General features: G+C 71.7%; 9 protein-coding genes and 1 tRNA gene. 6 read left to right on the top strand and 4 right to left on the bottom strand.

Features of this window, described 5'->3' with window-relative positions:
• A partial coding sequence (locus tag ACWD38_RS13285; protein ID WP_450124124.1) for a hypothetical protein occupies positions 1–196 on the top strand: 196 nt, incomplete at its 5' end.
• A 12-nt stretch (positions 197–208) separates the two neighbouring features.
• Here ACWD38_RS13285 and ACWD38_RS13280 read toward each other — a convergent pair.
• Positions 209–1,294, bottom strand: a complete 1,086-nt coding sequence (locus ACWD38_RS13280) for an alpha/beta hydrolase (RefSeq protein ID WP_450124123.1) — start codon at positions 1,292–1,294, stop codon at positions 209–211.
• Between the two features lie 160 nt (positions 1,295–1,454).
• On the opposite strand from ACWD38_RS13280, the gene ACWD38_RS13275 reads away from it, so the two are divergent.
• Complete coding sequence (locus tag ACWD38_RS13275) at positions 1,455–2,012, top strand: NADPH-dependent FMN reductase (RefSeq protein ID WP_184483652.1); 558 nt, start codon at positions 1,455–1,457, stop codon at positions 2,010–2,012.
• A 97-nt stretch (positions 2,013–2,109) separates the two neighbouring features.
• The gene (locus ACWD38_RS13270) at positions 2,110–2,598 is read left to right on the top strand and encodes a Dps family protein (protein WP_450124122.1); all 489 of its coding nucleotides are present in this window, start codon (positions 2,110–2,112) and stop codon (positions 2,596–2,598) included.
• Positions 2,599–2,906: 308 nt separating this feature from the next.
• On the opposite strand, the gene ACWD38_RS13265 is transcribed toward ACWD38_RS13270, so the two are convergent.
• A complete protein-coding gene (locus ACWD38_RS13265; RefSeq protein WP_184483648.1) occupies positions 2,907–3,971 on the bottom strand; it encodes an NADH:flavin oxidoreductase/NADH oxidase in 1,065 nt (354 codons plus the stop codon).
• A gap of 442 nt (positions 3,972–4,413) precedes the next feature.
• Here ACWD38_RS13265 and ACWD38_RS13260 point away from each other — a divergent pair, with 442 nt between their 5' ends.
• A complete protein-coding gene (locus ACWD38_RS13260) occupies positions 4,414–6,258 on the top strand; it encodes an ABC transporter ATP-binding protein (RefSeq protein WP_450124121.1) in 1,845 nt (614 codons plus the stop codon).
• 70 nt (positions 6,259–6,328) lie between these two features.
• Entirely contained in the window at positions 6,329–6,523 is a 195-nt protein-coding gene (locus ACWD38_RS13255; RefSeq protein WP_184483644.1) for a DUF1059 domain-containing protein, read from the top strand.
• 72 nt (positions 6,524–6,595) lie between these two features.
• Here ACWD38_RS13255 and ACWD38_RS13250 read toward each other — a convergent pair whose 3' ends face one another.
• Positions 6,596–8,437: a prolyl oligopeptidase family serine peptidase gene (locus ACWD38_RS13250; protein WP_184483642.1), complete on the bottom strand. Its 1,842-nt coding sequence runs from the start codon at positions 8,435–8,437 to the stop codon at positions 6,596–6,598.
• 199 nt (positions 8,438–8,636) lie between these two features.
• Between ACWD38_RS13250 and ACWD38_RS13245 the strand changes: the two genes are divergently transcribed.
• Entirely contained in the window at positions 8,637–10,220 is a 1,584-nt protein-coding gene (locus tag ACWD38_RS13245) for an alpha/beta hydrolase (protein ID WP_450124120.1), read from the top strand.
• Between the two features lie 117 nt (positions 10,221–10,337).
• Here the strand turns inward: ACWD38_RS13245 and ACWD38_RS13240 are convergent.
• Positions 10,338–10,411, bottom strand: a tRNA-Pro gene (locus tag ACWD38_RS13240).
• Positions 10,412–10,413 lie beyond the last annotated feature (2 nt).

The following is a 10,413-nucleotide window of genomic DNA, read 5'->3' as shown; positions in this document are numbered from 1 at the left end:
GGGTGGCTTACCCTCTGCTTTCTTCTCGCTGCGGTATCTTTTTCCCGAGTGGCTCCGCCACGAGGGAAAAAGCCGTCCTCGCGAGAAGAACGCTGAGAACCCGCGGGTGGTCCGGCTGCTCTGGTGGTCACTGCTCAGCGGCTTCGCCGCTGACAAGACGAACGACCAAGAGCGCTCGTCGTGCGGCGGGCTATGAGCGCTCGGCCGGTTACTTCGCTGGGGTGTTGAGGGAGAGGCCTGCTCGTAGTGTTCCGGCGATTTCGCTGAGGGCTTCGTTGAAGCGGGTGCCTGCTTGGCGGAGGTTGCCGAAGCCGTGGATCAGGTCGTCGAAGCGGCGGGCCACCACCGGCACACCGGCTTCCGCGAGCCGCCGCGCGTACTCCTCGCCTTCGTCGCGCAGCGGGTCGAACCCCGCGGTCACCACGTGCGCCGGCGGCAGGCCGCTGAGGTCCTCGGCCAGCAGCACCGACAGCCGCAGGTCCGTGCGGTCGAGGGCGGGCCCCGTGTACTGGTCGAGGAACCAGGTCATGTCGCCGTCGGTCAGCAGCAGCCCGTCGCCGAACAGCTCCCGCGAGCGGCGCCGCACCGACGCGTCCACCGCCGGGTACATCAGCAGCTGGAACGCCGGAGCGCGCTCCGCCTGCCGCGTGGTGTGGTACGAGACGGCTGCGGCGAGGTTGCCGCCCGCGCTGTCGCCGCCGACGGCGATCAGGTCCGGCCGGGTGCCCAGTTCGCCCGCCTTGTCCACGGCGTAGCGGAACGCGGCCAGCGCGTCGTCGAACGCGGCGGGGAAGCGCGCTTCCGGGGCCAGCCGGTAGTCCACCGACAGCACCCGCACCCCGGCGGTCTTGGCGAAGTACCGGCACAGGTCGTCGTGGCTGTCGAGGTCGCCGATGACCCAGCCGCCGCCGTGGAAGAACACCAGCAGCGGGCTGTGCTCGGTCAGTTCCTGCGGCCGGTACAACCGGGCCGCGAGCTCCCCGTTCGGCGTGGGGATGCTGCGTTCGCCGACGGCGACGCCGGTCAGCGGGGCGCGGTTGACGATGCCGCTGGACTGGGTCATCTGCTCGCGGGCCAGCTCGGGGGTGTCGGCGGAGAGCCGGGTGCTGCCGGTGAGCTTCTGCATCGCGAGCAGCAGCTGGGCGTCGAGGGAGAGCTCCTGGCCGTCGAGCCGCAGCGGGGCGCCCGCGATCAACCGGCGCAGCGGGCGGGGCAGCGCGAACGCCGCGTGCAGCCCGGCGCCGAGAACGCGGGGACGCAGCTTCGGCGGGATCAGTTCGACGACTTTCGACATGGGTGAAGACCTCCCGGGAACGGACCGTGCCGGTGAGGCTACTAGCAAGTAGTTGTGGCCCGGGACACCTGCTCGAACCTTTGACTTGGAGCTGACTGGAGGTCGTAGCGTGATCAACGTCCGGGTGGGATCGGGCGCCGTCTGATGGAAGGATCGAACGATGACCGTGACCGTGGTGGGAATCGGCGGTTCGGTGCGCCCGGACTCGCAGTCCGAGCGCGCCATGCACGCCGTCCTCGACGGGGCGCGCGAAGCGGGCGCGACGGTGCGGGCCATCGGTGGCGAGAACCTGGTCCTGCCGTTCTACGACCCGCACGTCGCCGAACGGACCGACGCGGCGAAGGAACTCGTGGCCGCGCTGCGCACCGCCGACGGCGTGGTGCTGTCCTCGCCGGGCTACCACGGCACCATCTCCGGGTTGATGAAGAACGCCGTCGACTACGTCGAGGACCTGCGCGACGACGAGCGGCCGTACTTCGACGGCCGTGCCGTCGGCTGCGTGGGCGCGGCGTACGGCTGGCAGGCCTCGGTGACGACCTTGCAGGCGTTGCGCTCGGTGGTGCACTCGCTGCGCGGGTGGCCGACGCCGCTGGGCGCGGCGGTGAACTCCAGCGAGGTCCGGTTCGGGCCGGACGGGGAGTGCTCGGACCCGAAGCTCGCCGGGACGCTGCGCATGATCGGCACTCAGCTCGTGGAGTTCGCCGAGCACCGCGGCTGACCTGCGCTTTCGCCGGGCGGTGATTGATCCGCGGCGCGCCGGGTACCCGCCAGGTGGAACCCGAACCGACTGCGCACCCGGTACGAGGAGGTACGTGATGACCGCGTCCCAATCTCCGATCACCAGCCCGCTCAACGACTCCGACAAGGACATCACCGGCAAGGCGCTGCAGGGCACCTTGGTCGACCTGATCGATCTGCACCTGGTGGCGAAGCAGGCGCACTGGAACGTGGTGGGCCGGTTCTTCCGCGACGTGCACTTGCAGCTCGACGAGCTGGTCACGGCCGCTCGCGGCTTCGCCGACGACGTGGCGGAGCGCGCCGCAGCGCTGGGCGTCTCGGCCGATGGCCGGGCGTCGACGGTGTCGAAGAACTCCGGGCTGCCGACGCTCGAACAGGGCTGGCACACCGACCGCGAGATCGTGGCCGCCATTGTGGAGGCGCTGGGAGTGCTCATCGGCCGCCTCCGCGCCCGGATCGACGAAACGGACAAGACGGACCTGGTCTCGCAGGACCTGCTGATCAGCATCGCCCAGGAGCTGGAGAAGTCCCACTGGATGTGGCAGGCCCAGCTGACGGAGTCCTGACCGGACCCGAAGAACGGCCGGGCGTCCGCTCCCACGAGCGAACCCCCGGCCGTCCTCATGTGCAGGAGAAGCCCCCAACGGCGAAGCCGTGCAGTGGACGAGCGAAGCGAAGTCTGCCTTGCGGCGTAGCCGTGCCTGTATTCGCGAAGCGAATAGCCCACGTCGAAAAGCCGCTCACCGGCGGGTTCTCAGCTTCCTTCTCGCGAGGACAGCTTTTTCCCTCGTGGCGGAGCCACTTGGGAAAAAGATCCCGCAGCGAGAAGGAAGCTGAGGTTCCGCTACCCGGACACCAAAGCAGAACGACCCCCTCACCCCCGCCGAGCGCGTTCGTACTGCTTGGGCCAGAGGTTCGCCGAGCGCAGGCGGTCCGCGGCGTGCAGCGGCCAGTGGGGGTCGCGCAGCAGTTCGCGGGCCAGCAGCACCGCGTCCGCCGAACCCGAGGTCACGACCTCCTCGGCCTGCTCCGGCGAGGTGATCAGGCCGACGGCGCCGGTCGGCACCTCGGCCTCGATCTTGATCTGCCGGGCGAATCGGGTCTGGTAGCCGGAGCTCACCGGGATCTGCGCGTCCGGGACGGCACCGCCGGTGGACGCGTCGATCAGGTCCACGCCGTGCCGCGCCAGCGACCGGCTCAGCCGCACCGAGTCGTCCCCGGTCCAGCCGCCTTCGACCCAGTCCGTCGCGGACAGCCGGGCCAGCAGCGGGCGGCCTTCCGGCCACACGGCGCGCACCGCGTCGACGATCTCCAGCAGGATTCGGGTGCGGGCGTCGAAGTCGCCGCCGTAGCGGTCCGTCCGGTCGTTGATCAGCGGTGAGTAGAACTGGTGCGCCAGGTAGCCGTGCGCGAAGTGCAGCTCGATGACCTCGAAGCCTGCTTCGTCGGCGCGCCGCGCGGCGTCGGCGAACTGCTGCGGCAGCGCGGCGACCTCGTCCTCGGTGAGCGCGCGCGGGGCGGCGAGTTCGCCGAACGCGTTCGAGGTGGAGCTCACGGTCCGCCAGCCGCCGTCGGACTCGGGCAGCGTCGCGCCCCCTTCCCAGGGCGCGGTGGTCGACGCTTTGCGGCCCGCGTGCGCCAGCTGCACGGCGGGGGTGGCGCCGTGCTCGCGCAGGAAGTCGGTGACCCGGCGCCAGGCGGTGGCCTGCTCGTCGTTCCACAGGCCCGCGTCGCCCGCGCTGATGCGGCCTTCCGGTGCGACGGCGGTCGCTTCGGCCATGACCAGTCCGGCGCCGCCGAGGGCGAACTGGCCGAGGTGCACGAGGTGCCAGTCGCTCGGCAGGCCGTCCACGGCGGAGTACGTGCACATGGGGGAGACCCAGACGCGGTTGCGGATCGCGGTGTCGCCCAGCTTCAGCGGGTCGAAGAGATGGCTCATACCTGTACCGACACACTTGCACGCGCAGGTATTCCGCGTTGTGCGTCACTCGGCGTGCGACGTGGCACACGTCGCTACCGGCGCCGCCTGGGAGCTGGCTCGGCGCCGGGTGGGAATGCGCTGTGAATTCGAATTCCGACCGGGCGTCGGGTTTTCGTCCAGCCGGTTCCCAGTCGATTGGCAGTGCTTTCGCGTCGAATTCGGCGGAATGGCGTCGGTAGGTTCGTTCTCGTCGGATCCGAACGGAACCGGCGAAAGAGAATAAATCACGACCAGGAGGTCGCACGATGGGTTTCCCCATTCCCGTTCCCGGTAAGCGCCCGCACTTCCCGCGTCCGCACCGCCCCGCTCCGGGCGAGCCGCCGCGGAAGTGACCGGTTCCGGAGCGGCCGGCGGCGTCCGCATCGCCGCCGGCCCTCCTGGGACTCCGAGGAGGTGAACGATGACCGCTGCGCCGGGACTGCGCGAGGTGTTCGCCCGGTTCCGCCCGTTCTTGCGGGCGGAACGCGGTGGGCTGCTGGTGGCGGCGGCGCTGCTGGTGCTGGCCGCGCTGGCCGACACCGCGGCGATCTGGATGTTCATGCTGATCACCGACGAGGCGCTGGCCGCGGGCAGCCTCGACGCGTTCTGGACGCCGGGCCTGTCCTGGTTGGGCATCGCGGGGTTCGGCGCGGCGTCCTCCTTCGGCGGGACTTATCTCGCCACGCGCGCCGCCGAACGATTCTTGGTGCGCTTGCGAGCGCACGTTTTCGCGCACGTCCAACGATTGTCGCCCGATTTCTTCGCGCGCCGGAGAACGGGTGATCTGGTGGCCCGGTTGTCGGGTGATGTGGAAGCGGTGGAAAGGCTCGTCGCCTCCGGAATGGTGGAGACGGGAACCGCGTTGTTCAGCGTCGTGCTCTACGCCGGAGCCGCCCTGTACCTGCGCTGGGACCTGGCGCTGCTGTCCTTCGCGCTCGCCCCCGCTTTCTGGCTGGTGGCCCGCAGCTTCTCCGCCGGGATGCGCACCGCGTCCCGCGAGGAGCGCGCCGGCAACGGCGAGATCGCCACCGTCGTGGCGGAAGGGCTCTCGCACGTCGAGCTGGTGCAGGCCGGCAACCAGCAGCACAACCAGGACGCGAAGCTGCGCGCCGCCTCGACGCGCTGGTTCCGCGCGAAGCTGGCCGAGGCGCGGCTGTCCGCGCTGTACCCGCCGTTGGTGACGATGGTCGAGACGGTGTGCATCCTGCTGGTCATCGGCGTCGGGGTCTGGGAGATCTCCGCCGAGCGCATCACCCTCGGCGGCCTGATGGCCTTCGCCGCCTACATCGGCTACCTGTACCCGCCGCTGCAGGACCTGGGCCGCATCACGATGGCCGTCACCGCCGCCCGCGCCGGATCGGAGCGGTTGATCGAACTGCTCGACGCCCGGCCCGCGGTGGCCGACGCGCCGATCGGCACCGCCGGGCTGCCGCCGAGCCGGTCCGGACGCGCCGTCGAGTTCGACCGGGTCGCCTTCCGCTATCCGCAGGCGGCCGAACCCGCGCTGCGGGACTTCCGGCTGCACGTCCGGCCGGGCGAGTTCGTGCTGATCACCGGGCCGAGCGGGGCGGGGAAGTCGACGCTGGCGCGGTTGCTGCTGCGGTTCTACGACCCGGAGGCCGGGCGCGTGCTGCTCGACGGCGTGGACCTCACCCGGCTGCCGCTGCACGCGGTGCGCGACCAGATCGGCCTGGTGCCGCAGGAAGCGGACGTGCTGCACGCGACGGTGGCGGACAACATCGCGTTCGCGCGGCCGGAGGCCACCCGCGCCGAGGTCGTCGCCGCCGCGCGGGAAGCCGACGCCGACGAGTTCGTCCGCGCGCTTCCCGAGGGCTACGACACGATGCTCGGCGAGCGGGGCGCGCTGCTGTCCGGTGGCCAGCGCCGCCGCATCGCGATCGCCCGCGCGGTGCTGCGCCGCACCCCGGTGCTGGTGCTCGACGAGCCGACCAACGGGCTGGACGCGGCGTCGAAGAGCAAGGTCGTCGCCCCGCTGCGCGCGCTGGCCCGCACCCGCACGACCATCCTGATCAGCCATGATCCGGAGCTGGCCGAACTCGCGGATCGGGTCGTGGTGCTCGGGGGCGAGCCGACGTCGCGGCTCGACGCCGTGGCGGCCTGGCCGGTCCGGCACGACGTCCCGGCGGGCCGCGTGCTCAGCGGCGACCTGTCCGCTCCGGTGCCGGACGACGCGCCGACGGTGCGGTTGCGCCGGCCCTGGCCGGCCGGGCTCACCGATCCGCTGCACGCGCGTGGACGGCGGTGACCAAGTCCTCTTCCCCCGAACATCCGGCGGGGCCACGGTCGAGCGCAGCGCTCTCGGAGAGGAGTCGGTCATGACCAGGAAAGTGGCGGACTGCCGGAAGTACCCGAGCGAGGTGGGCTGCACGCTCACCATCAGCGGGGAGGAGGACGAGGTGGTGCAGGCCGCCGTCGCGCACGCGGTCGCGGTGCACGGCCACGAGGACACCCCGCAGCTGCGCGCCGACCTGCGCGAGTTCCTCGAACCGGAGGAGGCGCTCGCCGACTGAGCCGCGCGGTCTCCACGGCGAGGACCACCGGCCCGCCAACCGCTGAGAGCGGAGGGCGGGCCGGGCGGCACCTCAGCCGAGGCCGACGGCGCGACGCGCGAAGTGGATCTCCGCCGCGACCTGCCGCAAGGTCTCCGCCACCACCAGCGAGCCGTGGCCCGCGTCGTAGCGGTAGAACTCGAACGGAACCTCGCGCTCGACGAGCCGGTCCAGGTAGTTCAAGATCTGCTGGATCGGGCACCGCGGATCGTTGTCCCCGGCCAGCACCAGCACCGGAGCGCGCACCTCGTCCACGTAGGTCAGCGGCGAGCACTCCGAGTACACCGCCGGGATCTCCTCCGGCGAACCGCCGAACAACGCGCGGTCGTAGGCGCGCAGCGGCTCCATCTCGTCGGCGTAGGCCGACACGTAGTCCGCCACCGGCACCCCGGCGACGCCGCCCGCCCAGCGCTCCGGCTGCGTGCCCAGCGCCAGCAACGTCAGGTAGCCGCCCCACGAAGCCCCGGCGACCACGCTCAACGCGGGGGTCGTGAGCCCTTCGCGGACCGCCCAGTCGTGCACGTGGGCGACGTCGGCGAGCTCGGTCAGGCCCGGCCTGCCCTCGATCGCGTCCCGCCACGCCGAGCCGTAGCCCGTCGAACCCCGGTAGTTGATCTCGACGACGGCGAAGCCCGCGTCCAGCCACGCGGCCCGGTACGCCGAGAACCGGTCCTCGTCCGCCGCGTGCGGGCCGCCGTGCAGGTTGAACACCGTCGGCACCGGCCCGTCGGCGTCGGCCGGGCGGGAGACCAGCGCGTGCACCGCGTCGTTCGGGCCGTAGGGCACCGGTACGAACACGTCGGTCACCGGCTGCGACCCCGGTGGGCGCTCACCGGGAGGAGTCAGCAGCACCTCGTCGGCACCGTCCGCGCTCAACGTCCGCACCAGCGACGGCGTGGCCGCCGACGACCACGAGTACTCCACCGAGCGGTCCGGGCGCACCGACGCGTTGCCGACCGTCCCGGCCGGGGTGGACAGCTCGGTCAGCTCGCCCGCCTCCAGGTCGTAGCGGTGCATCGTGGTGCGCGCGTGGTGGGTGTGCGCGATCAGCAGCGCGGTGCCGTCCGGGTACCAGTCCGCGGAGACCTCGCCGGGCAGCCCCAGGTCGATCTCCCGCTCGGTGTCGGCCAGCACGTCCCAGATCAGCAGCTCCTCGCGGCCGTGGCGCTCGTGCAGCACCAGCAGCCGCGGATCTCCCGCGACCGGCGCGAAGTCCAGCGCGTCCAGGCCCAGGCCCGGCCCGTCCCACTTGTCCGCGACGGTCTCCGCGCCGTCCACCCGCAGCACCCGCAGCGCCGGGTGCCTGCTGTCGCCGTGCTCGGAGTGCGAGAGCACCAGCAGGCTCTCGTCCCAGGACAGCGAGGACAGCCCGCCGTCCTGCTCGTGCTCGTAGACGACCTCCGGCGCACCGCCCGAGCGCGCCACCCACACCGTGACGCCGTCGTCGGTGGACATGCCGACCCCGGTGACCGTCGGCCCCAGCTCCAGGCCCGCCGGGTAGCCGGCGTGCACCCCGGGCAGCGCGGCCTCGGCCTTCCCGCCGGTGGCGGCGAAGTCCTCGCTCACCCACGACCCGAACTCGTCGCCGTCGGTGTCGTCGAACCACCACACGCGCGTGCCGTCGGCGGAGAGCGTGCCGTGGAACGTCCCGTTCGGACGGTCGGTGACCTGGCGGTGCTCCCCGGAATCCCGGTCCCACGCGTACAACTCCCAGGTGCCGCTGGAGTTGGAGACGTACAGGTTGCGCCCCGGCGCGTCCCGCGCCCAGTCCGGCAGCGACACCCGCGGCGCGCTGAACCGCGCCCGCCACCGAGCCTCCCGCTCGGCGTCGTCGAACAGCTCTTCCGGAATCTTCGCGTCTGGGTAGGTGCTCACCCCGCCGATCCTGCCCGATCCCACCGACGCCGCGCCGCCCCGGCGCTCCCGGCCGAGATCGCGTTCCGCGTTCCGTCGGGCGTTCCGGCCGATCGGCCGACCCCGGACGGCCCGCCGGATGAGGTGCGCGCTGTTCGTCGGCTGCGAACGTTCCCTTCGATCGACTTCCGCATGCATCTCGACCGAGAGGGAACAACACATGCAGCAGCGGCACTCAGCGCGCGGGACGGCGGTGCTCGTCGCCACGCTCGTCGCGGGCTCGCTCACCCCGGCCGCGTTCGCGGGACCGTCCGACGCGGGGGCGGCACCTGCTCCGCTGCGCACCAACGGGGCGGCCGTCCCGGCGCTGGATTGGGCACCGTGCGAGCTCGCGCCCGGCTACGAATGCGCCACGGCCGAGGTGCCGTTGTCCTATCAGGACCCGGCGGGGGAGCGGGTTCGGCTTGCCGTGGGCAGGTTGCCCGCGGTGGATCAGGAGCACAAGCTCGGCACGATCTTCTACAACCCCGGCGGCCCCGGAGGCAGCGGCAGGTTCGCGCCGGAACTGACTCCTGACCTGCACCAGCGGTTCGACATCGTCGGCTTCGACCCGCGCGGCGTCGGGGAGAGCGCCGGGTTGAGCTGCTTCACCGAGCCCGGCGACGGCTTCCAAGCGATGGACACCTTTCCCGTGACCCTGGAACAGGAACGGGCCGTGGTCGAGGACACCGCGCGCGGAGTCGAGCAGTGCGCCCGGAACGCGGGGCCGCTGCTGAACCACGTTTCGACGGCCAACGTGGCTCGTGATCTCGACCTGCTGCGCGCGGCGGTGGGGGAGGACCGGCTCGACTACTACGGCATCTCCTACGGAAGCCACCTCGGCACGGTGTACGCGAACCTGTTCCCGGAGCGGGTCGGATCGGTGGCGATCGACGCCGTGGCCGACCCGATCGAATGGACCACCGGATACCGGCCGGAGGCGGCGGCCGAACCGTTCAGCTTCCGGATGGGCGCCTACGGCGGGGCCCAGCGGGCGCTGCGCACGTTCCTCGACGCGTGCGCGGCAGATGAGCGCTGCGCTTTCCGGGAGCCGGGTGCCGATCTGCTCGGCAAGTACGACGCGCTGCTGGACCGGCTGCTGATCCAGCCCGTCACGCTCCCCCAGCCCGACGGGACCTCGAGGGAGATCACTTATCAGACGGCCGTGATCAGAACATGGCGCGGACTCAACAGCGCCTCGGTGTCGACGATGCTCGCGCAATTCCTGCAGCAGTTGCACGAACTCTCCCTGCCCGGCGCCACCGCCGAGCGAGCACCGGTCGTGCCGGTTCCTTCCGCTCCGCGAGGGGGCGCAGCGGGGGAGGAGCAGATGCTCGGCGTGATGTGCAACGACAGCAGCAACCCCCGCGACCCGCGGGTGTGGTCCGACTACGCGCGACGTGCCGACGAGGTCGGCCGCGGTTTCGGCCGGTTCTGGACGTACATGTCGCTGGCCTGCGCGCAGTGGCCCGGCGGACCCGACCCGGACCGCTACACGGGTCCGTGGGATCGGGAGACGGCCGGGCCGGTGCTGGTCATCGGCAACCGGCAGGGTGATCCGGCCACGCCGTACGACGACGCGCAGAAGGTGTCCGAGCTGCTCTCCGACGCCCGGCTGCTCACGCTCGACTCGTTCGGGCACGGCGCCCGCGGGGAGAGCGCCTGCATCGACGGGGCGTTGAACGCCTACTTCGCCGACGGCGCGCTGCCCGCCGAGGGCACGATCTGCCAGCCGGACCGAGCCCCCTTCGACCCGGTCCCCTGAAGCCACCGGGAGCACGGGAGACGATTCGTCTCCCGGGGGTCTCCCGAGAGGCGGTCCGAACACGAAAAAGGGCCTGGCCGGAACTCCTGCTGGAGTCCTGACCAGGCCCTTTACCTGTCGGGGTGGCGGGATTTGAACCCACGACCTCTTCGACCCGAACGAAGCGCGCTCCCAAGCTGCGCCACACCCCGAT

The sequence above is a fragment of the Saccharopolyspora sp. NPDC002578 genome, assembly GCF_053592695.1.
This window is presented reverse-complemented; position numbering and strand designations above follow the sequence as displayed.